16 protein-coding genes, 1 tRNA gene and 1 pseudogene are annotated in these 24466 nt (G+C 53.3%); 10 read left to right on the top strand and 8 right to left on the bottom strand.

The window, feature by feature from the left end:
* Nucleotides 1–18 precede the first annotated feature (18 nt).
* The 4 genes from ACR0E2_RS07380 to ACR0E2_RS07365 all read left to right on the top strand — a co-directional run bounded on the left by ACR0E2_RS07380 (nucleotide 19) and on the right by ACR0E2_RS07365 (nucleotide 4400).
* Entirely contained in the window at nucleotides 19–1179 is a 1161-nt protein-coding gene (locus tag ACR0E2_RS07380) for a tyrosine-type recombinase/integrase (RefSeq protein ID WP_480445906.1), read from the top strand.
* An 18-nt stretch (nucleotides 1180–1197) separates the two neighbouring features.
* Nucleotides 1198–1815 (top strand): hypothetical protein, encoded by a 618-nt coding sequence (locus ACR0E2_RS07375; protein WP_480445904.1) that lies wholly within the window; start codon nucleotides 1198–1200, stop codon nucleotides 1813–1815.
* 64 nt (nucleotides 1816–1879) lie between these two features.
* Nucleotides 1880–2071, top strand: coding sequence for a helix-turn-helix transcriptional regulator (locus tag ACR0E2_RS07370; RefSeq protein WP_480445903.1), 192 nt, complete (start codon nucleotides 1880–1882; stop codon nucleotides 2069–2071).
* Nucleotides 2064–4400 carry a virulence-associated E family protein gene (locus ACR0E2_RS07365; protein ID WP_480445901.1) on the top strand — a complete coding sequence of 779 codons (2337 nt, stop codon included), beginning with the start codon at nucleotides 2064–2066 and terminating at the stop codon, nucleotides 4398–4400. Before ACR0E2_RS07370 ends, ACR0E2_RS07365 begins: the two co-directional genes overlap by 8 nt.
* Nucleotides 4401–4577: 177 nt before the next feature.
* Here the strand turns inward: ACR0E2_RS07365 and ACR0E2_RS07360 are convergent, their stop codons facing one another.
* Entirely contained in the window at nucleotides 4578–5963 is a 1386-nt protein-coding gene (locus ACR0E2_RS07360) for an exonuclease domain-containing protein (protein ID WP_480445900.1), read from the bottom strand.
* A gap of 224 nt (nucleotides 5964–6187) precedes the next feature.
* Here ACR0E2_RS07360 and ACR0E2_RS07355 point away from each other — a divergent pair, with 224 nt between their 5' ends.
* The 5 genes from ACR0E2_RS07355 to ACR0E2_RS07335 all read left to right on the top strand — a co-directional run bounded on the left by ACR0E2_RS07355 (nucleotide 6188) and on the right by ACR0E2_RS07335 (nucleotide 14673).
* Nucleotides 6188–8938, top strand: a complete 2751-nt coding sequence (locus tag ACR0E2_RS07355; RefSeq protein ID WP_480445899.1) for a type I restriction endonuclease subunit R — start codon at nucleotides 6188–6190, stop codon at nucleotides 8936–8938.
* The gene (locus ACR0E2_RS07350; RefSeq protein ID WP_480445897.1) at nucleotides 8935–10758 is read left to right on the top strand and encodes a restriction endonuclease subunit S; all 1824 of its coding nucleotides are present in this window, start codon (nucleotides 8935–8937) and stop codon (nucleotides 10756–10758) included. The genes ACR0E2_RS07355 and ACR0E2_RS07350 overlap by 4 nt, the downstream gene beginning before the upstream one ends.
* Complete coding sequence (locus tag ACR0E2_RS07345; RefSeq protein WP_480445896.1) at nucleotides 10758–12407, top strand: AAA family ATPase; 1650 nt, start codon at nucleotides 10758–10760, stop codon at nucleotides 12405–12407. Before ACR0E2_RS07350 ends, ACR0E2_RS07345 begins: the two co-directional genes overlap by 1 nt.
* A 503-nt stretch (nucleotides 12408–12910) precedes the next feature.
* Nucleotides 12911–13183, top strand: a complete 273-nt coding sequence (locus ACR0E2_RS07340; protein ID WP_480445894.1) for a hypothetical protein — start codon at nucleotides 12911–12913, stop codon at nucleotides 13181–13183.
* 8 nt (nucleotides 13184–13191) lie between these two features.
* Nucleotides 13192–14673 (top strand): class I SAM-dependent DNA methyltransferase, encoded by a 1482-nt coding sequence (locus tag ACR0E2_RS07335; RefSeq protein ID WP_480445892.1) that lies wholly within the window; start codon nucleotides 13192–13194, stop codon nucleotides 14671–14673.
* 46 nt (nucleotides 14674–14719) lie between these two features.
* Here the strand turns inward: ACR0E2_RS07335 and ACR0E2_RS07330 are convergent.
* The 4 genes from ACR0E2_RS07330 to ACR0E2_RS07315 form a co-directional block, all read right to left on the bottom strand.
* Nucleotides 14720–14795, bottom strand: a tRNA-Thr gene (locus ACR0E2_RS07330).
* Nucleotides 14796–15625: 830 nt separating this feature from the next.
* Complete coding sequence (locus tag ACR0E2_RS07325; RefSeq protein WP_480445890.1) at nucleotides 15626–16867, bottom strand: RNA-dependent RNA polymerase family protein; 1242 nt, start codon at nucleotides 16865–16867, stop codon at nucleotides 15626–15628.
* A gap of 5 nt (nucleotides 16868–16872) precedes the next feature.
* Complete coding sequence (locus ACR0E2_RS07320) at nucleotides 16873–17079, bottom strand: helix-turn-helix transcriptional regulator (RefSeq protein ID WP_480445888.1); 207 nt, start codon at nucleotides 17077–17079, stop codon at nucleotides 16873–16875.
* A 151-nt stretch (nucleotides 17080–17230) separates the two neighbouring features.
* Nucleotides 17231–17899 (bottom strand): hypothetical protein, encoded by a 669-nt coding sequence (locus tag ACR0E2_RS07315; RefSeq protein ID WP_480445887.1) that lies wholly within the window; start codon nucleotides 17897–17899, stop codon nucleotides 17231–17233.
* 825 nt (nucleotides 17900–18724) lie between these two features.
* Between ACR0E2_RS07315 and ACR0E2_RS07310 the strand changes: the two are divergent.
* Nucleotides 18725–18904: pseudogene (locus ACR0E2_RS07310) on the top strand (integrase); the annotation flags it as partial.
* A gap of 137 nt (nucleotides 18905–19041) precedes the next feature.
* Here the strand turns inward: ACR0E2_RS07310 and ACR0E2_RS07305 are convergent.
* Genes ACR0E2_RS07305 through nirB form a run of 3 tightly spaced genes read right to left on the bottom strand, consistent with a single transcriptional unit; the run spans nucleotide 19042 to nucleotide 24466 of the window.
* Complete coding sequence (locus tag ACR0E2_RS07305) at nucleotides 19042–21702, bottom strand: molybdopterin-dependent oxidoreductase (protein ID WP_480445885.1); 2661 nt, start codon at nucleotides 21700–21702, stop codon at nucleotides 19042–19044.
* Entirely contained in the window at nucleotides 21702–22034 is a 333-nt protein-coding gene (gene nirD / locus ACR0E2_RS07300; protein ID WP_170713628.1) for a nitrite reductase small subunit NirD, read from the bottom strand. Before nirD ends, ACR0E2_RS07305 begins: the two co-directional genes overlap by 1 nt.
* Complete coding sequence (nirB, locus tag ACR0E2_RS07295) at nucleotides 22031–24466, bottom strand: nitrite reductase large subunit NirB (protein WP_480445883.1); 2436 nt, start codon at nucleotides 24464–24466, stop codon at nucleotides 22031–22033. Before nirB ends, nirD begins: the two co-directional genes overlap by 4 nt.

Genomic DNA, 24466 nt, shown 5'->3' with positions numbered 1-24466 from the left:
GGCCAAAAGGAGGTCTCAATGCCTACTCTTCGTTTTACAAAACGCTCTGTCGCAGAGCTTCCCCATCCCGCAGTCGGACAAAAACTGTATCGCGATGAGATCCTTCGCGGCTTCGGTGTGCGAATAGGATCAAAGTCCAAAGTGTTTTTTGTTGAAGGGCAGGTTGCCGGGCGAACACGGCGAACCACAATTGGCCGTACCGATGTGGTGTCCGTTGATGAAGCAAGAAAACGCGCCCTTGGCATCCTGTCTGATATGGCCACTGGGGTCGATCCGAACGCCGAAAAGCGGCGTATTGCCCAAGAAAACATAACTCTTGCTCAAGCCTTTGAACGTTTCTTTTCCATTCGAAGCACCTTGGCTGAAAGCACCTGCGACCGTTACCAGCGGACGGTTTCTCTGTATCTGAAAGACTGGAAACAAACGCCGATAACAAGCATTAGCCGTCAAATGGTGCTCAAGCGCCATCAACGTATTGCGGCAGCACATGGTCAGGTGACCGCCAATACGGTCATGCGCCACTTACGCTCAGTCTACAATGTAACTGCTGCTGAACATGATGAGTTTCCACCAAACCCCGTCGCGATCCTTACTCAGGCACGCGCCTGGTACCCGGAAAAACGTCGTCGCAGTGCGGTTTCGGCACACGATCTTCCGGCCTGGTGGGCTGCTGTTATGGAAGAGCCTGAGTATTCACGTGATTTCCTGTTGATCGCGTTATTCACAGGTATGCGCCGGAACGAAATTGCTTCTCTTCGTTGGGAAAACGTTAACTTGAGAGAGCGGGCACTTCACATTCCAAAGACAAAGAACGGAGATCCGCTCGACCTACCTCTGTCAGACTTTCTTGTGGGCTTGTTTAAGGAACGTAAAGCGCAAGTGAAATCCTCGCCTTGGGTCTTTCCAAGTACAGGTCGGACGGGCCACATCGTTGAGACAAAGAAGTTTACGGCACGCGTGAGCGAAAAGAGCGGCGTGGCATTTACGCTTCACGACCTGAGGCGCACATTTATTACCATCGCAGAGAGCCTTGACGTGCCGCACTACGCGCTGAAACGTTTGCTGAACCACCGTCTGTCTGGGGACGTGACCGCCGGCTACATCGTCAGCGATGTCGAACGGCTCCGTGCACCGGTATCACTTGTTGCCGCCAAGATACTTGAACTTTCGGCGGGCTAATTTTCGCAGGAGAGTTCCATGACAGAAGAGTCTTCAAAATGGTGGGATGATTTCACCATTGAAAACTACGATTGGCGAGATGCAGATCCGCTCGCCAATACGTTCGTCGATCTTTTTCTTCTCGCTCTTATCCGAGCGCATCCCATGCAAACAGGGAATAAGCAAACAGACTTGGAACGCCTTCGTGACGCAAAGAAAGCTGTTTTTGGCATCAAGCCACGAGATGACCTAAAGCAGAGTCGCGACTTTCCTTTGTTGGTCGAAATGGCAAAGGAATACATAGCGGATCGAGGTGGCGCACAATACCTTCGAGAGGAAGGAAGGATCGTTTGGGGCGATCATGACGAAAAAGCCTGCAGAGGGAGGAAGACAATCGCACGCGATGTCCTTCATCGCCTCAAACACCAAGGCATAGAATTTTGCTCAATGGTCGAAGAAAACAGCGTCGTGGCCAGACTGGCGCGGAAGTTTGGCGAGAACAAAAACGAATTGGTCGAGCAAGTGGCGTGCTACGGAAACATTGAGACTGAATTTATGTCGGGCTGGATCGTCCAAGCTAAAGAGCTGTTTGGTCCGTTTTTTATTCCTGTTTCCGGTCCCGATGATCCTGTGCGGGATTTGAAACGCCTATTTTGAATGATTAGCGCCGGGTAGATTTGTGTGAATATTGGGAAACCTCTTTGATGAAAGGAGGTTTCCTATGGAAATCACAAATGAAGAACTTGTTTGCACAAAAGCTGCAGCAAAGCGCCTCGGCCTGAGCCACCAAACACTTGAAAAACGGCGCTCTCAAAATCGTGGCCCACGTTTCGTGAAGCTCGAGAACAAAATGGTTCGCTATCAAAAATCGGACTTGGACGCCTTTGTCGCAAAGGGGGTCCACAATGTCTAAGAACCATACTTCAGACTTTGAGTTCGGTCGCCTCTGCGCAGACGTGCCTACATCTCAGCCTGAGGAAGCAATGGCTTTCCTCGGCTGGATCAACCCTGAAGCAGATATTTACCTTGAGCGCATGGAAAGCCGCGGACGCGCATCGCCTGTTTCGAAGCGCTATCGCGTAGATAAATACCAAGCTGCCTTTAACTTTGTCGCAACAAACAATGGCACCGACTTTCGCCGCAATATTTACTTCGTGGCAAATGCCGAGCACTTGGTCGGTGAACGCAACAAACGGAATGTTAAAAAGGTTCGCTATCTGCATGTCGACCTGGACTTCAAAGACTATCCTGGCGATGAGTTTGATCAGTCCAACCGTCCTCAGTCGCTTTTGTTTGATCCAAAAACACGTCCTGAAGGGGTTCCGGAACCATCGGCGGTATGGCTCACGGGGGGCGGTTACCAGGCACTATGGCGCTTGTCTGATCCGATCGACCCAGACCAGGCTGAAGAGCTTAACCAGGGCCTTCTGCAAGCTTTAGAAGGTGGGCCAGGAACGCATGATATCAGCCGTCTGCTTCGTTTGCCCGGCACAGTGAACTGGTTAAACGACAAGAAGATGGCGGATGGCCGCAAGCCTGCAACTTCCGTGTTGTGCCATCCGCGTGATCTGTCGGTGCCACCAGTCGAATACAAATATTCGGATTTCGATCTGCCTAAACCGTTAGCATTTTCGAACGTAAAGGCCGATAAAAAGCCAACGACAGCCGATAAGGTGATATCCCCCACCGGCCTTCCAGACGACCCCTTGTCGGTGTTGCCGAATGATGCAGGTTGGAAGAAGGCAATTGAAACGGGCACCAACCCGCCAGGTCGCGAGTATAAGAGCCGCTCAGAGCTGGTTTTTGCAGCAACAATATGGATGCTAAGAAATGGCGTTTCGCCAGGGCACGCCGTTTCGTTGCTTCTGGCGCCGTCGTTGCAAATCGGTGCACACGTTCGTGAAAACTCGGATCCTGCTAAGTACGCCAGCCGCCAGGTTGCCCGGGCACAGGATGCAGTCAATGCACGCTTGGAAGCATGGCCAGCTGTCGACAAGAACCTGTCCCCACTAAAAGGGGATCCAAAGAACGTGCGCCATGCTCTTGCTCAGTTAGGTGTCACTGCTCGCAGGAACGATTTCACCCAGTCGGATGAAATCACAGGCGCCGGTGTGGATGATCGCGACTTGAACGATATTGATGACATCCTTTCAAGCAAGTTCAGTATAGAGCTTGATTTCAAGGCGTCGCCAGAAAGCGTGAACCGTGAACTTGTCGCACTGGCCCACGAAAACCGCTATCACCCGGTGATCGAATACCTAGACTCGGTGAAGTGGGATGGAAAATCTCGCCTCGATACGTGGATGATCGACTACTGCAACGCAGAAGACACACCGCTTAACAGGGAATTTGGCGCCAAAACACTGATCGGTGCCGTAAAGCGCATCCGCAAACCAGGGTGCAAGTTCGACACTATGCTTGTGCTAGAAGGTCGTCAGGGTACTGGTAAGTCCAGTCTTTTGAGAACCTTAGCGATAAACAGCGACTGGTTTGTGGAAAGCTTAAACCTGAAAAGCGATGAACGTACACGGGCTCAGATTTTGGACCGCGCGTGGATCGCCGAGTGCCAAGAACTCGAAGGTATGAGCAAAGTTGGCAGCCAAGAACTGAAAAAGTTCTTGAGCGAAAGCACGGATACCTACCGTCGCCCCTATGACAAGGTAGCTCGCAGCCACAAACGCCACTGCGTTATCATTGGTACGACCAACGAAACCGATTACTTGCGTGACCCAACAGGCAATCGCCGCATCTGGCCGGTCACTGTAGGCGCAATTGATTTGATTGGGTTTGCAGCGGTCGTAGACCAGCTGTGGGCAGAGGCCGCGGCGCGTGAAGCAGCGGGCGAAGCTCTCACGTTGTCTCGTGATTTGCGCAAGGCCGCTGCCGACACCCAAGCGCAACGCCTGGCAGAAGATCCATATGCTGACGATTTGATGTCTGCTTTCGAGGGTGTTGATGGTCGTGTTTCTGTAGAATCGATCAAAAAGCTTCTGGGCATCAAAACGGCGCGCATGAGTAATACTGACTCGCAGCGGATAAAGAGGTTAATGGGTGAGATTGGATGGGTGAGCGGCATCTATCAGTTCAACAACTCAACTTCCGGCAAACGTTGTGCACGCCGCGGCTTCAAAACTAAGGGCGGTAAAGCTGAAACCGAATTCGAAGTAAGACTTTCCGAAACCGGCGAACCCAAGCTCATGCCATACTCCGAAACGACCAAAGGTGTGGACACGCCGTTCTAGACTTCGATCTACGCCGCCGGCGGGCCTACCGCCGGCTGCAACTCAACTTACGTTAGTGGCGCGACCCTCCTAGCCCACGTGCCTGGGTATACCCACCCCCACCTATGAAGCAAAAGTTTAATCTACTGTGTTGTGCGTTGCGGACGCGTGGACTTCACAGTCACGCATCTCATCCAATCATTTTTTTATTTGGGCTGCATCACACTTTGACCTGAACCACGTTTTGATTTCTTCAAGTTCGGAAGAATTTGCTTGGTTAGGATCTATTTCATCGAGTTCGGCAATCGCGTCCTTAATCGTACGACCTGCCTCAACACCATCGCGTCCTTGCATTCGGTTATAGAGCCATGTCTCAAGACCTTTTCTTCGACTCGGTTCCAACGCATCCGGTTTTTCGAGAAAAACGAGCCTCCGACCAAGCTCACGCAAGCGACTATCTGCGAAGGTTTCGACCAGTTCCGCCCGCTCTTGCCATTTAGCTAAGTGAAAGGCCTGCATGCGATCTTGGTCGGCTCGCGTTGGGAACCCTTCATAAATCCGCGCCTCGACCACCTCTGCGGCCTGCCAGGGCGGGTAGCGTTGTTTAAGTGCTTGCCCAACACGCCCAGCGAACTGACCATCCTGGACGACCTGAGAAGCCCTACGGGCGATCTCGGTTTCAGACACACCTAAATTGGGTCCAAGGTTAATGTCGACCACTGCCGGCATCTTGTTCGACGTGACGATACGGATCGCCCTATCTGGTCCCTGCATGGCTTTCACCAAGTCGTCGACATCCATTCGTAGAAATGGTTCGGGGTCCTTGGTCAGATCGAAGACCCCAAGCATGGTGGGGTTGTCTGGGCTCTGACCGCAGCCCGCCACCGGCAATACGGTCGGTCGACCCATGTGATAGTGAACGAGGCATTGGGGCTGACCCGAAAGCACGCGCGCCTGTACCTCCAACTTGTCGACCAACGGCATCAGAGAATCCCACACTTCCGGCGCGCCGTCGCGGATCAGGCGGGCCATATAGATGGTTGCCTCCACATCCGCCAAAGCGTCATGGGCGTTCTCATGTGAAAAGCCATTCGCCGGGGCCAGCATGTCGAGTTTCAGTGTAGGCCGTTCGTTGTGGTTGATTGGGACCGTAATGGCATTTGGCGCCAGCGCCGCCGTTGCCTGCGCCAGACGAAGCACGTCTGCCCTCTGATTACCGTTCGTGTTGGTCAGGTAAATCGGCTGCAAGGTCTGATAGAACGCCTGACGCATCATCGGTTCGTCAAACGCTAAAGTGTTGTACCCTGCGAAGATCGCCGGGGACCATTCACGCAGCTTTTGGGCAATCGTCCATATGGCGTTGTAATGGGTCGGAAGGCTGGGGTCCGTCAGCATTGCCGGCGTCACGCCTGTCACCAACAGAGCGCCCGGTGCCGGAACGACATGGGGAAGCAGGCGGCACCGGATTTCGAAGCGATCCAATTCGTTCAGATCAGCATCAGTGAGGATAGCTGCGAACTGCAGAATCTGGTCAAACGTGGTATCAGTACCAGTGGTTTCAGTATCGTAGAAAGCGTATTTCATCGGTGCATGAGTCTTTCTCGAGATCGACTTCTTAACTGGTGTTTTCGGCTGGTAGATTTCATCTCACACGTTATGCTGACCCCAAAATACAACAGGCAACCCGCATGATTGCGGTCATATTGAAAATCAATAGAACAGAACTGACGAGCAATGATAGTTCCGACCTTTCAATTTACTGGTTTTATTAAACTTTCTAGATCTGGTTTAAAGCGAAACTACTAGGTATGTCGGTTGAAGCTAACAAGACTCCTGAACAAATTGCGAGAGACCGCATTGACGAGCGGCTAACAGCGTCAGGTTGGTTGGTTCAGGACAAAAATTCCATAGATTTCAATGCAGGCTTGGGTGTCGCGGTGCGTGAATACCAAACTGACATTGGACCCGCCGACTATGTCCTTTTTGCAGACAGGCAGGCTGTTGGTGTCGTCGAGGCTAAACCTGACAGCTGGGGGGTAAAGCTAACTTCGGTAGAAGAACAGTCGGAGGGCTATGCCAACGCAAAGCTCAAGTGGGTAGCTAACGCTGAGCCATTGCCTTTCCTCTACGAGAGCACGGGACAAATCACGCGTTTCACGAATGCGAGAGACACAAATCCACGTTCACGCGAGATATTTACGTTTCACCGACCTGAAACCCTAAAAGCTTGGGCGCAGGCACCACAAAGCCTGCGGGCTGGGATTTCTGCACTTCCAAACCTCATTCCCGAAGGCCTCCGCGACTGCCAGATCAAAGCGATCACAAACCTTGAAACATCGCTGAAGTCAGACAAGCCCCGCGCTCTTGTCCAAATGGCAACTGGGTCAGGTAAGACCTTCACTGCGATAACTCAGGTCTACCGTTTGCTTAAGCACGCCGGCGCCCGCCGGATCTTGTTTCTAGTAGACACCAAAAACCTAGGAGAGCAGGCCGAACAGGAGTTCATGACCTTCATCCCCAATGACGACAATCGCAAGTTCACCGAGCTCTACAACGTCCAGCGCCTCACCTCGCCCTCCATCGCGAATGACAGCCAGGTTGTCATCTCCACGATCCAGCGAATGTATGCCACGCTCAAGGGCGAGGAACTCAATCAAGGCGCGGAAGACCAAAACCCGGCCGAACAAAAGTGGCGCCGCAAGGAACCTCTTCCGGTTGTCTATAACGCAAAGCTCCCGCCGGAGTACTTCGATGTCGTTGTGATCGATGAATGCCACCGATCAATCTACAATCTTTGGCGCCAGGTTATCGAGTATTTCGACGCCTATTTGATCGGCTTGACCGCCACCCCTGACAACCGAACTTATGGTTTCTTTCAGAAGAACGTTGTCAGCGAGTATACCCACGAAAAGGCCGTGGCCGACAAGGTCAACGTAGGCAACGAAATCTACCTAATCGAAACCCAGATCACCCAGAGTGGAGAGACTCTCAAGTCTGAGCAGTTGGTCGAGAAACGCGAGCGTGAAACACGCGCAAAAAGGTGGGAGACGCAAGACGAGGACGAAGCCTACGCAGCCACCCAGCTGGACCGCTCCGTCGTTAACCCCGACCAAATCCGCACGGTTATACGCGCTTTCTACGAAAAGTGGCCCGAGATCTTTCCCGGCCGGAAGGAACTGCCGAAAACCTTGATCTTTGCCAAGACCGACAGCCACGCCGACGACATCATCCAGACCGTTCGGCAGGAATTCGGCGAGGGCAACGATTTCTGCCGAAAGATCACCAATGGGGCGAAAAACCCGAAATCCTCACTTTCAGCATTCCGAAACGATTACTACCCGCGCATTGCCGTTACTGTGGACATGATCGCCACCGGCACCGATGTGAAACCACTCGAATGCTTGATCTTCATGCGTGACGTAAAGTCAAAGAACTACTTCGAGCAGATGAAGGGCCGCGGCACCCGCGTCCTGAAACCCGATGACCTCAAGAAGGTTACGCCTTCTGCACAGGCCAAAACCCACTACGTAATCGTCGATGCGGTCGGCGTTACCAAATCACTCAAGACATCGAGCCAACCGCTGGATACCAAACCGTCGATCCCCTTCAAAGATCTCGCCATGGGGCTGATGATGGGCGATCGATCCGAAGAATCGGTAAGTTCGCTTGCCGCCCGTCTATCGCGGCTCGACAACAAGCTCGGAACCGAGGAGCAGGAGAAGATCGCCACTGAGGCCGGCAAGCCCCTTACCGCCATCGTGCGCGACCTATTCGACGCCATCGACCCCGACAAGGTGGAGGCTGACGCCAAGGCCGCGGGCCACCCTGAACCCGACGACGCCGACATGCAGGCAGCGCGCGAGGAACGGATCAGACAGGCTGCCAACGTCTTCACCGGCCCGCTTATCACCCTGATGGACACGATCCGCCGCGACAACGAACAGACCATCGACCATGAGAATCTCGACACGCTCCTGCGCGCCGAATGGGCGGGCGATGTGGCCGAGAACGCCAAGCAGATCGCGCAGGAGTTCGAGGAGTACCTGACCGAGAACAGGGACGAAATTGAGGCGCTGTCGATCTACTTCAACACTCCCGCCCGCCGGTCTGAGGTTACCTACGCCATGATCAAGGACGTGCTGAAGAAACTGGCGGAGGATCGGCCACGCCTCGCCCCGCTCACCGTCTGGCGCGCCTATGCGCATCTTGATGACTACAAGGGCAGCAACCCCGCCAGCGACCTGACCGCACTCGTGGCGCTGATCCGCCGGGTCACTGGGCTCGATGACACGCTCACCCGCCATTCCGAGCGGGTGCGGCGCAACTTTCAGAACTGGATTCTGAATCGCCATTCGGGCGCGGGCGAGAAATTCACCGAGGAACAGATGAACTGGCTGCGAATGATCCGCGACCATCTCGCCACGTCGTTCACCATCGAGCGCGACGATCTGGAAATGGCCCCCTTTGACAGCAAGGGCGGCATGGGGCAAATGTATGCGCTCTTCGGCGACGGCATGGACGCCATCATGACCGAGATGAATGAGGCGCTCTCCGCATGACTGATCTGCCGCCCACTTGGGCCAAACCACCACTTAGCGATTTGATTGCTTTCGACGGCGTTTTCTCCGACGGCGACTGGGTCGAAAGCAAGGATCAAGACCCAAATGGTTCTGTCCGGCTGATACAATTGGCTGACATTGGCGATAGCTATTTCGTCGACAAGTCATCTCGCTTTCTAACCCGCGACAAAGCGGATGAACTAAACTGCACCTTCCTTCGGAAAGGGGATCTGCTAGTCGCACGTATGCCCGACCCTCTTGGTCGATGCTGCATGTTTCCTTTGGAAGGCGAAGAGCGGTTCGTAACTGTCGTTGACGTCTGCGTAATAAGACTTGGGACCGCTGACATCGATAGCCGCTACCTAATGCGAGCCATCAACTCGCCCGAGGTTCGCTCCCAGATTACCGCATTGCAGTCCGGATCCACTCGAAAGCGCATTTCACGAAAGAATCTGGCCAAAGTCTCTATTCCAATTCCTCCGCTGAACGAGCAACGCCGCATCGTGGCGAAGATCGAAGCGATGGTCGACGAGATCGATAAGGGGGTCGAGAGCCTGCAAACGGCACGCGCCACCCTCAGCCTCTACCGCCAGTCCCTACTGAAATCCGCTTTCGAAGGCCGCCTCACCGCCGGCTGGCGCGCTCAGAACGCCGACAAGCTGGAAACCCCCGAAACCTTGCTTGAGAGAGCCGAGTACGAGCGGGACGGCTGGCATCGCACAGCATTCGAGGAATGGTCCGAAGTCGTTGAGGCGTGGGAAGCCGCTGGTTCCAAAGGGCCAAAACCGCGAAGACCTGAGGTCTACAAACCATCAGCGCCACTCACTGCGGAAGAACGCGCTGTGCTGCCGACGATTCCTGAAGAATGGATCTTCCTTAGGCTAAACGATGTGGCGGCGATAGGCTCCGGAATGTCCGTCAGCAAATCCCGCAAATTTGAGGACCCAATCGAAGTGCCTTACCTTCGTGTGGCGAACGTTCAGCGCGGTTATCTCGACCTCGAAGAAATCAAGACTATGCAAATCGAGAGATCCCAGGCCGATAGCTTGGGCCTTGCGACGTGGGATATCTTGTTCAATGAGGGCGGAGACCGAGACAAGCTTGGACGTGGATGGGTTTGGGAAAGCCAAATCCCAAAATGCATTACGCAGAACCACGTTTTCCGCGCTTCGCCCTACAGGCACGACCTGACATGGTCGCAGTTCATCTCGCATTGGGGTAACAGCTTCGGTCGCGACTATTTCGAGAAAGGCGGCAAGCAAACAACGAACCTAGCTTCGATCAACAAGACGGTTTTGAAGGCCTTGCCAGTTCCTTACTGCTCCCCCGCCGAACTATCTGAAATCATCCGCCGCCTCGACGCCCGTCTCGAAGCCGCCGACGCGCTCGAAACCGAGATCGACGCCGCCCTCATAGGCGCCGACGCGATGCGCCAATCCATACTGAAAAAGGCTTTCTCCGGCCAGCTCGTCCCCCAAGACCCGGACGACGAGCCCGCCTCCGACCTCCTGGAGCGCATCAAGGTTGAAAAGGCCGAAAGGGAACAAGCTGCCAAACGCGACCGAAAACCCGCGCCATCCCGCAAGCCTAAGGCAAGGAGGCCGACATTGACCGACCTAATCGAAGTTCTGGAAAAGCAGAAAGACTGGATCTCAGCCTCGAAGGCTGCTGGAGAGCTGGGAATTGGGGATGGTTCGTCATCAGACGATGTCGAAGCTTTCTACCTCCAGCTCAAAGAATATGTCGAAGGCAATTCAATCCAGGTTGAGCGACGCGGCGACGAGGATTGGTTGCGCCTTGCGAAGGCAGAGGCAACCTAATGCGCATCGATTGGCTTTGGGTAGACCAGTACAAGAACCTCAAGGACGTGACGATTGATTTTTCTCAGGACCACTTGATCACAGTACTGATCGGTCGGAATGGCACCGGTAAATCCAATGTTCTGGAAGCCCTAACTGAGATCTTCCGCGATCTGCTCATGGGGGCGGACAGGCACGGCAAGAAGAACGTACCATCGATCAAGTATCGTATCGCTTACGAAATCCAGGACCGTTGGGTCTTCATCGACGCTGACCCCGAACGAAAGGAAGCCTATCAAGCAAAGACCGTCAGCAAAGACAAGCATCCCGAGCCCTATCCGGTGGGCGCCTCCTTTGATGATCTAGAGGGAGCAACGGTCAGCAGAACGCAGCTCTTGGGTGAAGACTCCGAGCACCTGCCACGGTTCTTGTTCGGCTACTACTCTGGCGAAAGCGAGCGAATGAAAGAGGTCTTTCGCGCCTATCTCAGGAACTATGATGACAAGCTGATCAAGAACAATGATCCCGGCCTGAAGCGTATGTTCTTCGCTGAGCCCGTGCATAGCAACTTCGTTCTGTTGTCCTTCCTCGTGAACAATAAAGAGCGGACCAACACATTCCTTCAAAAACAGTTGGGCCTTGAAGAAGGCGGTATAGAATCCGTTCTTTTCGTTCTTAAGCAGCCTTACTGGTACAGTAAGAACGCGACAGGCGGCGATCATAGATTCTGGAATTCAAAAGGGATCGTCCGCGACTTCTTGGCCAAGCTATACGAAATCTCGCTCGCCCCGATCCGCATCAAACGCCGAGAATTGTATGATGTTCGACGGACCAGAACGCGTGAGTATTTGTATCTTTACGCCAAAGATATTGATGCACTCCGAGAATTAGCAAAAGGAAAAACATCAGCCGAGTTTTTCCGCGACCTAGAGAGTACGCATGTTTCGGACCTGATCGACGAAGTCCGGATCAGGGTTAAACTTAAGAAAAATGACGGGTCCGTGACCTTCCGGGAGTTGAGTGAAGGAGAGCAACAACTGCTCACGGTTCTAGGGCTGCTGCAGTTCACTTCTGCGGAAGAAAGTCTTTTTCTTCTAGATGAGCCCGACACCCATCTCAACCCGCGCTGGAGCGTCGAATATATTCAGCACATTCGAGATTTTCTCAAAGATGAGAACGACAATAGCCAATCCAGCCATGTCCTCCTTGCTACTCACAACCCAATTGCTGTCGCCGAGTTGTTGAAAGAACAAGTCCAAATTTTAAAGCGCGATGACGAGACTTTGAATATTTCTGCAGAAGAGCCCAGCATGGATCCTATGGGAATGGGCTACGCTGGTGTGATTACGAGTGAGATGTTTGACCTCAACGCTGCTGTGGACACCACAACTCAAAACCTTCTGGAAATTCAGCGAACGCTTTCTAGCAAAGGGCAACTAACAGATTCAGAAAAGGACGAGCTTGAAAAGGCTACGACTAGGCTTGAAGATTTTGGGTTCCATTACCAAATGCGCGATCCGGTCTATACAGAGTATCTGCGCGCGCGTGCAGAACGCACAGCATTAGAAACTGCTGACGCAGGTCAAGGCACAAAGGGGTTAGACCCAGAGGAAGCTCGCGAGCTTGTGGAAGCCGCTCTGATCAGATCATCGAGAAAGGCAGAAGAGTGAGGTTCATTGATCTTGCATTTGTTGGTAGACCCGACGACTTCGATGAGCGAGCGATTACGGCTCTTGCTGATGGGCCAGATAGAATCGAGAATCACTCAAGCGTGTGGCGGGACTGCAAAGACCACCTCAAGGCGGCCTCATACCAAAAATGCTTCTACTGTGAATCCAAAGACATCCGTTCCGACGGGGCTGTGGATCACTTTAGGCCCAAATCAATTTATCCTTGGTCCGCGTTTAACTTTGCGAATTTCCGGTTCGCTTGCACGTTCTGTAACAGCCTTCGCAAAGACAAAGAGACCGGAACTACCGGAGGTAAAGGAAACCAATTTCCTTTGTTTGAGGACGCCGCAAGAGCGACTTGTGATGCGGAGGAGTGTCACGAACGGCCGAAGCTGATTGATCCATGTAATGCAGGCGACCCTTTGGAAATTGACTTTTCTTCGGATGGCCGAGCAGTTCCAGCATACGCTGAAGAGGGAGATGAGCGGTGCGAACGCGGTAAGGTGTCGATAGTTGCATATCACCTGAACCACTCGGCGTTCGTCGAAGAACGCAGAAAGCACGCGATTATCTTGGAAGAGAAAGTGCTGGCCGCATCCAGTGCCCATGAAAGTTACGCTGCGGGCGATCTGGACGCAAAGACACGGCTCGACGATGCCATCTCAGATCTACATAGGGCGATCCAACCACAAGCACCCTATTCGGTATTCGCGAAGCGAGTCCTGAACTGGCATCGAGACAACCCACTTATCGAAGCTGTTCTAGCAACGGCATAGGACTGAAAATGAACACTGCACCAATTGTATCGAAAGTCTGGAGTTTCTGCACCACGCTGCGTGACGATGGCGTCGGCTACGGCGACTATCTGGAGCAGCTCACTTACCTCATCTTCCTCAAGATGGCAGACGAGTATTCGAAGCCACCCTACAATCGCGACATCGGTATTCCGAAGGGATACGATTGGACTAGCTTGACGTCCCAACGCGGTGCCGATTTGGAAGCGCACTACGTCAAGCTTTTGCGCAAGTTGGGCGAACAGAAAGGCATGCTCGGCCAGATCTTTACGAAAGCGCAGAACAAGATCACTGACCCTGCCAAGCTATTCCGGCTGATCGACATGGTCGACGGTACGAAATGGGTAACATTGGGCGCAGACGTTAAGGGCGACATCTACGAAGGGCTACTGGAGCGAAATGCCGAGGATACTAAGTCTGGAGCAGGCCAGTACTTCACCCCACGTGCCTTGATCCGTGCGATGGTCGAATGCGTCCGTCCCGAACCCAAGAAAACGATTGCCGACCCTGCTTGCGGGACAGGTGGCTTCTTTCTTGCCGCCCATGATTTCCTTACTGATCCCGAGAACTATGCACTCGATAAGGAACAGAAGGCGTTTCTGAAAAGCTCAACGTTTTTTGGCAACGAGATTGTCGCAGGAACCAGGCGTCTGTGTCTGATGAACATGTACTTGCATGGCATTGGAGAAATGACCGGCGAACCTTTGGTGTCCTCTACTGATGCGCTGATTTCTCCGCCTTCTCAGACCTTTGATTACGTGTTGGCTAATCCACCTTTTGGCAAGAAGAGCTCGATGAGTTTTACCAATGCAGAGGGTGAGCAGGAAACAGATGATCTGACATACAATCGCCAGGATTTCTGGGCGACGACGTCGAACAAGCAGCTCAACTTTGTGCAGCACATCCGGACGATGCTGAAGACAACGGGCCGTGCCGCCATTGTCGTGCCGGACAACGTTCTCTTTGAGGGTGGAGCTGGTGAAACCATCCGGCGCAAGCTTTTGCAGACAACCGACTTGCACACGATCCTAAGGCTTCCGACTGGGATCTTCTATGCACAGGGTGTGAAGGCGAATGTGATCTTCTTCGACAACCGTTCTGCAAGCCCCGACCCGCAGACCTCCAAGGTTTGGTATTACGATTATAGGACCAACGTGCATCATACCTTGAAGCAGAAGCCCCTGACTTACGCGCATCTTGAAGACTTCGTGTCTTGTTACAATCCGGGAAACCGTCACCAACGTACCGCCACTTGGACCCAAGAAAAGCCAGAGGGGCGCTGGCGCTCCTTCCAACGGGAAGAGCTGCTAACCCGAGACAAAGCAAGCCTTGATTTATTTTGGCTTAGGGACGCCACAATGACCGACCTAGACAACCTTCCAGAACCCGACCTGCTTGCCGAAGAAATCATGGAGAACCTGCGTTCGGCACTGACCAGTTTCGAGGCGATCTCTGGTCAAACAAACTCATGAATTCTTTTGGGATTTTTTGTCCAAATCATTGATTTTTAGAAACTAGTGGTGCCGCTGAAGGGACTCGAACCCCCGACCCCATCATTACGAATGACGTGCTCTACCAGCTGAGCTACAGCGGCTTCCTGGACCCTACTATGGCCCTACTAGTTCTACTCCTTTGCCGCGAACTCTTTGGTTTCACAAGCCATTTTCGCGGGGACCCGCTAATTACGAAGGACCTGCTCTACCAGCTGAGCTACAGCGGCTTCCTGGACCCTACTATGGCCCTACTGCCAATTCAGATCAGCTTGCGGTGCCATATGAATTCGGTACAACACCATAATTGCTTTATTGCGCTAGCTTTCAAATGAAAGTTTCGATCGCAGTTCCTCTATCTGATTTATGTCAATGTCGTATTCCTTAGTCAGGAAACTGAGCGCATGCCGCAATGCATACTCGGGGCTCGTCTCGCCCTCACAGTACCAAGGTGGATCTGACAGGTTGATCCCATATCGTAGTCGCGAACGAGAGTCGCGGTCGCCAATATGAATCTGCCCGGCGCGAGGTTGAAGGTAGCCTGGCGGGTAATGCGACTTGCCTGGTGTGAAGAACAATCGGGCATCACCAAAGTCAACCGTACCGCGACCTTCAACTAAAATTCGTACCATTTTGATCTCCAAATAATGTGTTTCGAGCGGCCTCAGTAAGCGTCGAGCGGCAGGTATTTGTTGAATTTTTCGCTGACCGAGGAAGGTACGGTGATGCTTTTCAAAATTTCAGCTAAGTCAAGTAAAATGTTATATATCAAACACTTGTAGCATTCAGCGAGTTGCGGACTTGAAACTCAAGTGTACTTTTGCACCTGGGTTCAACGTAGTTCAGCCTTAAAGAGGATGGAAATGAACCCGGGTTCAAAAAATACCGGCACACCATTGTACCGGTATCGATTTGTTAAGGTTGTCTAGGAAGTTCAAGTCGCGGTGTACCGTAAGTCGAAAGGGCTTTCTGAAGTTAGATCGTAGTCCAGAAGCGTCTCGACATAGTAATCCCACCATTCATCTAGATCGCTGGCCATGGAGTGACCGCCGAGTATTGCGCGCAACTTTGCACATGCGGAATATGGGAATTCCGACCCACGAAGGCGATCAACCTCAACTAGTTGGGGCAAAACTCGTTCAAGCTTGCTGAAAGCGGCCTCGGCTAAACGGGCGTCGGCAAGACCATCTTCACAATCGTAGGATATTTCATACCCAAGAAACTCGAATGCCTGACCAATATTATAGTCAATTTGGGTCAATCCGAGCGGCCCAGCGGGGCAGTCCTGTAGGAACTGAACTACTGCGCCTGTTATCTCCCTGCGACCTGCCTCAGACTTCGCGACAACGAGGATGTCATCGACGTAGACGTGTACGAACCCGACATTTTCGTCGATCGTCGGCAGATCTTTCCAGACCCATCCGAGGATAGGCCAAGAAGCAGGGGACCCTTGCATTAAACCCGTGGGCGCACCCGTATTGTTCATGTCCTCCCTATATAAGGGGGAGAGAATATTCTCGTCTTTTGCCTGGTTACAGATCTCCTTTCCGTATTTGATTAGTGGTGTCGCGAAGTTCAGGTTTTCATTTCGCAGCGAGTGGGAAACAAAACGTTGGTGGACCGGTAGACGGTCAAGAACACCTGGATTTATACTGGCAAAGCAGTTTTCGATGTCCAAGGTAGACGCATAACAGTGTCCATCATTAATTCGCCTAAGCGCGTCTTGGATCAAAGCATTTCGCCCTTGCCCTTTCCGTGAGTAGACGTTGTTCGAATGAATGGTTTGCGCGTCGATTAGCGCGCCGATCAAATGATGTGTCGCCATGAGAAATGTCCCGGGGACGCAAATCTCACGGTATCCTCCTTGCGGCTTTCGCTTACGATACCGTTGGATCGGTTCATTGAATGTCCCATCAAGGTCGAATTCCTCCGCAAGTGCGTTCAACACTTGTAAGGGGAGGTGATATAGACCGCTTTTCATAAGGCCAAATAGCTTAGAGTTGTGAGTTCTGAACAAGTCATATGTCTCTTTGCGTGCGCGGCCCCTGTGACCTAGAACGGCCATCAAACCGATATTCTGTATGCTTGTGTGAGTTTCTTGATAGATGCCTTGTTTGATACGAGTTTCTTTTTTGCTCGTCGGCGTCACAGCTGTTTCTATTGTGGGGATGTTCATAAATACTACCCTTCAGCTTTAAACGAACGAAGTTCGATTGCGGGACGGGCGTTTAGCCATTTGTCGACATCGGCCTCACGCCAACGGACACTGCGGACACCTAACCGAAGGGCTAGTGGGAACCTGTTATCAGTCATCATGTTGTAGATGGAAGACCGACTTAAGCCGGTTTTATTAATCACTTCTGAAAGACGGAGATAGCGTTCGGACATTGTGTCACCTCTTACGAAACTGTGTTGAGGCGCCAGTTTTGAAATGATTCGGATGTGCAGAAAAAGTCGGTGAAGCCTGCCAAATGTATGCCAAAACTGACAAAAAATGGGGCTCAAAAACTGTGAATTGTTAGAGAGCGGGAACTTTAACCTACCATCCGATGTCCTGCATGACGCGATAAAACGTGCGCTTACTAATGCAGGTGCGAATGTTTGGGTTGCTGCGCAGCGCGTCATTCACTTCGTCCAGCAAAACTTCGACGGTTTCCTCTGGTCGTCCATTTGGGTAGCGTTGCAAAAGTAATCGCTTACATTCCCGGCTTGCTGTCGGTGGACGTCCGGGAGTTTTGCCGCCGGTGAGTTCTATCTGCATTGCAAAAAACTCTTCGGTGGAATGGTCTAGGTATCTATTGAATTGTCGCGTATCTGGGACTTGATCCTCACGAAGAAGAAGATGAGGAAAGCACGAGTTGAGGATACTCACCACATCGTTGCGTCTGAGGTCTCCCAAGTGTCTTTCAAATTCATCTGTTCTTTGTAACGTCCAGTTCTCTGTGTTCCAGTAGGGGTACCTTGACTTGCAGTTTTGAACAAAGGTTTGGAGCAAATCTACAAAACATCCGAGATCATCAGTTGGGATTTCGACGCCATTCTCAAAACGATCCACTGGGCCGTCTAAAAGCGACCTACTTATCGCAATGGGTTCTAAATTCTTACGACAAAGGAATAGCTGTGTATCTTCTTCCAGCAGAAAACGCTCAACCAAATAAGACGCAAGCAGGTGTTGTAGCGTTGTCGGATGTATCCAGTCTTGGACCATTGGTAGAATATCTACTTGTGTGCTTCGACCCGGTTCAGGTCGATCGAAATCGGGTTTCCTAGAGGTAAATCGTTCGCCAGCTTGTAGGCGTCGCATCAACGCACTTGTCTCAGCAAATTGCAGCGCGTAGCGCTGAAGACCATCGACGAAAATATATCCGAGAGGGCAGGGCATTGGCATCCATGTTTATGAGAGTAGAGCTTGTAGTCTACACTTCTTCGTTTGACGAAATCTTGTCACACATGTGGCGTTGAGTTGAATAACTTTCAGAGGTCGCCGTCTTTGTCTTTGGATCAAGAAATCAGATATGAATTGCGATTTGACGGTTTGAAATTTAGTTGTTCGACTTGGTTTCGCCCACAACTTTGAGTGTTAAGGCGATCTCAAACAGTCTTGTTTAGTTTTGCACCCAGGTTCAAAACTGGATTGTAGGGAAGTCTTGCTCGCTGCCGGGCGTCCATTGAACCCGGGTGCAACGCGCTTCTCTGTGGGCACAGAACTGAGCGCAGGCCAGTGCTCTAGTTCGATTTTACTGCTTACTTGAATTGGCGTGAACACATGCGCGCGTAAGCCCTTGCATACTGCTTCCCATAGATCGGGGGTATATTTGGGGGTATACAAAAGGAAATATAAGTAAAAAAATTATAAAATACATATTGTTAGATGATTTATTTGAAGCCGCCCCCGGCACCACTTCCTCAGGTAAACCCTTGGTTTAAATCGAGCTTCAAACGGCAGGGTGGAGCCGTGGACCATGTCAGAGATCCTTTCATCCAAGTACAAATTCGTAAAAGATGGTGTGTTTTACTATAGTGCCGCGTTCCCAAAGAGTATTGCCGCTACTATTCGTCTTCTCGAATTGCATTTTCTTTGCGTACTCATTTGGCGAACATCGTGGCGGCGAAGGCAAGAAAGGCTGCTGATCAACTGGATGAGTATTGGTTTCATCTGAGGTCGCAGGACACGAAATTGCTCAGTAAGCATATATTGGCGCTTGGAGCGTAGGACGACGCCATCCTTCCACCGAATTGCCCGAACCGGTGAATCACGCTCAACCAGGTTTTGGGTATCGAGTGAGTAGAAACCGCTCCTACCTTGATAACCTACCAAAACAGACTGTCGTCCAGCTCCAAAACCCGGGTCTATCCTAACTGTTCTTGCGAGAATCTCTTCGGTGTATTGCGTTTCAACTTCGAATGCTCCGCGACCAATTCAGCCAACTCTGGCCGGCATGAACCGCAGTTTGTTCCAGCTTGAAGGGCATCTCCGATATTGTTCACATCAATCAAACGTTTGTCGCGAATGGCGTCGATGATGGTTTTTAGTCCGACCCCAAAACACGAACAGATAATTGGTCCACAATCTTCAGAAGCAGCAGATGACCGGCCAGACAGTATCTGGATGAGCGAAACCTCAGGCAAACTTGCCAAATAGTCTCGCATCAGAGTGATAGGTTGGCGGGAGACGAAAAGCGCTGCCAAGAGGCGCTGTCCGTCTGACAGCGCGATCCTATGCGAGCCGCGCTTGGGGTCTTCGATTGAAGTCACCATGGCATCAGGTAGTCCAAACCACTCGCGGGCTTTGTGTTCCCAATCGTCGATGTCCTGCTTACCTGCCAACTCCATCCTGTAGCCTTTGTCCGTTTTGCTCATTGCCCAGTATTCTGCCGTAGGCAAGGCCGCATCGACGGAAATGGCGAAGCCGTACCAGGAAGCATTCAGACGCCGCACAGAAACAGCCGTCGCCTTGCTTTCAGGCTGTCCAGATATCGGGTCAGTCACACTTGGAACAAGCACATCCACACGGGCTGAAGGTGCCGTTTCACCCGTCCAGTGAATTGGTGCGAACACTTGCCCGGGCGCGACAGCTTCCGAGATTCGAAGGCGAAAGACACCGCTTCCAACTGAGCTGTCGAGTTGTACCAAATCTGCGGCGCTAAGGCCCAACCGATCAACGTCCGTTGGATTCATGTCAACATAAGGTTCGGAAAGGTGGGCTGATAAACGAGGCGACAAACCTGACCGTGTCATGGTATGCCACTGATCCCGGTTTCGCCCTGTGTTTAAAAGAAACGGGAATTGTGCACAGGTTTTCACTTTGGGCGGCTTGTGAGAAACCGGAACAATACGCGCTTTGCCATCAGGATGAAAAAACTGTCCATCGCCAAAGAACCGCTTGTCGGTCGCACCAAGTGTCGTTGGCCATTGTGTGGGGCTCAGCGAATCATAGTCTTCATCCCCAATGTCGGACAACTCGGTAATATCGAAGTCCTTGCCAAAAGACGCCGCAAGTGAGGTCATGCTCGCGTATTCTCTGAAAATCTGCGCCGGAGAGTCGTAGTTAAATGCCTCTTCCCAACCCATCCTACGGCCGACCTCGGCCAAGATATCCCAGTCCGAGCGGGCTTGCCCCGGAGGCCTCAAAACGGCACGTTGTCTGCTTATCGTGCGATCTGAATTGGTTACAGTCCCCGATTTTTCTGCCCATCCCGCCGCTGGCAGCAGCACGTCTGCGATACGCGCGGTATCTGTCCGCGCGGTAAGGTCGCTGACAACTGTAAATGGGCAGTTTTCGATAGCTGCGCTCACTCTGTCCGCGTCCGGCATGGTAGCCGCAGGGTTGGTGTGGATGATCCAGAGCGCCTTGATCTGACCGTCTTCGATGGATCGGAACAGATCGACAGCTTTCAATCCTTGCCTCCGAGGGATGTTGGGCGAATTCCAAAAGTGTTTCACCGCCTGACGATGGTCCTCGTTTTCTATGTCCAGATGGCAAGCGAGCGTATTGGCCAGACCACCCACCTCTCGACCGCCCATGGCGTTAGGCTGACCTGTGACCGAGAACGGCCCCATCCCTTCGCGACCAATTCGACCGGTGGCCAGATGGCAATTCAAGATCGCATTGACCTTGTCGGTACCGCTGGAAGACTGGTTTACACCCTGACTAAAGACCGTAACGACCCGCTCAGTACCGATCCACAAATCGCAAAACGCCTCAATCTCAGATGGGCTGAGCCCCGTCTCGTCAGGATCGTCAAGCTGCGCCAGTTCGAGGGCTTCAGAGAACCCATTGCTTCGTTCCAGGAATTCGGCGGATACATGGCCGGTGTGGTGAATTCTGCAAAGCAATCGGTTGAAAAGCGCTACATCGCTGCCTGGCTGAAGCGCCAGATGAAGGTCCGCCTGATCACAACTCGCTGTGCGGCGTGGGTCAATGACCACGATCTTCGTGCCACGCGCCTGACGCGCCGCCATGACCCGCTGATAGAGAACGGGATGACACCAGGCAAGGTTTGAACCAACCAGCACAACCAAGTCAGCGTGATCCAGATCTTCATAAGTTCCGGGCACTGTATCGGTTCCGAAGGCGCGTTTATGCCCGGCTACAGTTGACGCCATACACAACCGCGAATTGGTGTCGATATTGGCTGAGCCGATGAAGCCTTTCATCAACTTGTTGGCAACATAGTAGTCTTCGGTCAGCAATTGGCCCGAGACGTAAAAAGCTACGCTGTCCGGTCCGAACTCTCTGATCGTGGTCGAAAAGCGATCGGCAACCAATTGCAGTGCTTTATCCCAACTGGTGTCCTGGCCGAACGCGCGTGGGGTCAACAACCGGTGGTCTAGACCCACGGTTTCGTCCAAAGCCAACCCTTTCGAGCATAGACGCCCGTAATTCGCCGGGTGGTCCGGGTCGCCTCGCACTGTCAGACCACCGGCACCATCGGGGCGCAAAAGAACACCGCAGCCGACGCCGCAATAGGCACATGTTGACCGGACCTCTGGCAGGCTAGTTCCGTCCATCAGGCCGCACTCCGCCGGGTGACGGCGCTGTCGTCAAGCAGGATGCGCCCATCTTCCAAACGTACGGGGTAGGTGGTGATGCGACCATCATCTGCGCCCTGAGCCTCGCCCGTATTCAAGTCGAAAACCCAGTTGTGCAGGGGGCAGGTGACCGACTGGCCGTGGACGATGCCTTCAGACAAAGGGCCACCCTTATGGGGGCAGCTATTGGTTGCGGCGTACACTTCAGCCTCAGCAGTACGGAATACGGCGATGCAGCCGATATGGGTTTTCACCAACCGCGCCCCGCGCAAGGGAACCTCGTCGATATGTCCGATGTCGATCCAGCTCATTCCGCTGCCTCCAGTGTGAAATCTGCAATCGGCGCGTAGGTCTGCGCTTTTTCTTTGACGTGTTCGGCCCACGGGTCTTTACGGTAAATGCTTTGCGACAACTCGAACCTGGCGACCAAGCCGGTGCGGTTTTCAAGGTCGTCCACGACCTGAGCTTTGACCCAGTCCATGCCGACCTTACCCAGCCATTTATACAATCGATCCAGATATTTGCCGCCTTCGCGATAGGCTTGCGTGACGGCCATCACCACCTCAATCGCTTCGCCCTCGGTCTGGACCTGACACAGCAATTCGGTCTCTTTCACGTCCATACCGGCGGCCCCTCCGATACTGATCTGATAGCCTGAGTCCACGCAGACAACGCCGATATCCTTGCAAGTCGCCTCAGCGCAGTTGCGAGGACAGCCCGACACGGCCAGCTTCAGCTTATGCGGAGTCCAAGACCCCCACAGGATTTTCTCAAGCTTGATGCCGAGGCCGGTGCTGTCCTGCGTGCCGAACCGGCAATGATCGGTTCCGACGCAGGTTTTGACCGTCCGCAGGCCCTTGGAATAGGCGTGACCCGAGACCAGACCGGCCCTGTTCAGATCCGACCAGATCGCAGGCAGGTCTTCACCCTTCACGCCCAGCAGATCGATGCGTTGGCCGCCGGTGACTTTTACGGTTGGCACGTCGTACTTGTCGGCGGCGTCGGCAATGGCACGCAGTTCTTCGGGTGTGGTGATCCCGCCCCACATGCGCGGCACGACGCTGAACGTACCGTCTTTCTGGATATTCGCGTGTTTGCGTTCGTTAACGAAGCGGCTTTGTGGATCATCCTGATATTCCAGTGGCCAATCCGCCAGAAGGTAATAGTTGATCGCCGGGCGGCAGACATGACAGCCGTTGGGCGTATTCCAGCCGAGTTCCTGCCAGACTGCGGCCTGGCTTTTCAGTTCCTGCCCTTTGATCAGACGGCGTACATCTTCATGCGTCAGGTCGGTGCAACCACAGATCGGTTGTGCCGCTGGCATCTGGAACGCATCGCCTAAAGTGACCTGCAGGACCTGTTCGACCAGACCCGAACATGTTCCGCAGGAAGCGCTGGCCTTGGTACTTGCCCGCACCGCGCCCAGATCGCCGGCCCCTGAATGGATCGCCTCGACAATGTCGCCTTTGCATATGCCGTTGCAGCCGCAAATCTCCGCCTCAGGCGGCAATGCTGCAACGGCTGAGAGAGGGTCCGCGGTGTCGCCCCCCTGGTAGGCCGGGCCGAAGATCAGCGTCTCACGCATGTCTTCGATGCTGGTGCCATCCTTGATCAGGCCGAAAAACCAGCCGCTGTCGGCTGTGTCACCGTACATGACAGCGCCGATCAGACGGTCCTGTTCGATCACAAGACGCTTGTAGACGCCCCGCGATGGGTCGCGGAACACGATATCCTCACGCCCCGGTCCATCTGCGAAATCGCCAGCGCTGAACAGATCGCAGCCGGTGACTTTCAACTTCGTTGAAAGAGTTTTTTGCTCAAACGCGGCCTCTTTATCCAATAAGGCATGCGCCGCCACTTTCGCTTGATCGTAGAGCGGCGCGACAAGACCAAAGACCTCTCCGTTATGCTCGACGCACTCACCCACAGCGTAAATATCCGGATCCGAGGTCAACATTTGGTCGTCCACATGAATGCCACGCCCGGTGGCCAGACCGGCCTCCTGCGCCAGCGCTGTATTGGGACGGATGCCAACGGCCATGACCAGCAGATCACAGGGCAGCTCGGTCCCGTCGTCCAGCAAAAGTGCGCGGACCTTGCCATCTTGCCCAAGGATTTCCTTGGAGTTCGCCTGTAGGCAGATTTTGATTCCTTTGTCTTCCAGCGACTTCTTCAGCAGGTAGCCTGCGGCTTCATCCAACTGACGCTCCATCAGGTGGCCCATGATGTGGACCACGGTGACGTCAACGCCGTGCGCGGCCATGCCCGCCGCAGCTTCAAGCCCCAGCAAGCCGCCGCCGATCACGACGACCTTGTTGTCGGGGCCCATGTCCATCATCTGCTGGGTGTCTTCCAGGTCGCGATAGGCGATGACACCGTCCAGATCATGACCGGGCAGGGGGATGATGAACGGGTTCGACCCAGTCGCGATCACCAGCTTGTCGTAGGGAAGGTGTCCGTGCTCGCCCTCGACAACTTTCATCTCGCGGTCGATCTTTGCAGCTTTCTCACCGAACCGGCAAGCAATCCCCCGCTCGGCGTACCAGGCGTCATCATGTGTGACGATCTCTTCATAAGTCTTCTCACCCGACAGAACCGGGCTCAGCATGATGCGGTTGTAGTTCCCGCGGGGCTCGGCGTTGAACAGGGTGATGTCGAACGCATCCGGCGCGGCGTCAGTCAGGTGTTCCAGCACCCGACCCGAGGCCATGCCTGCGCCGATGACAACAAGTCTTTGTTTCAT

The sequence above is a fragment of the Ruegeria sp. A4 genome (assembly GCF_056543025.1).
The sequence above is the reverse complement of the archived record's forward strand: the minus strand, read 5'-3'. Positions and strand labels throughout refer to the sequence as shown.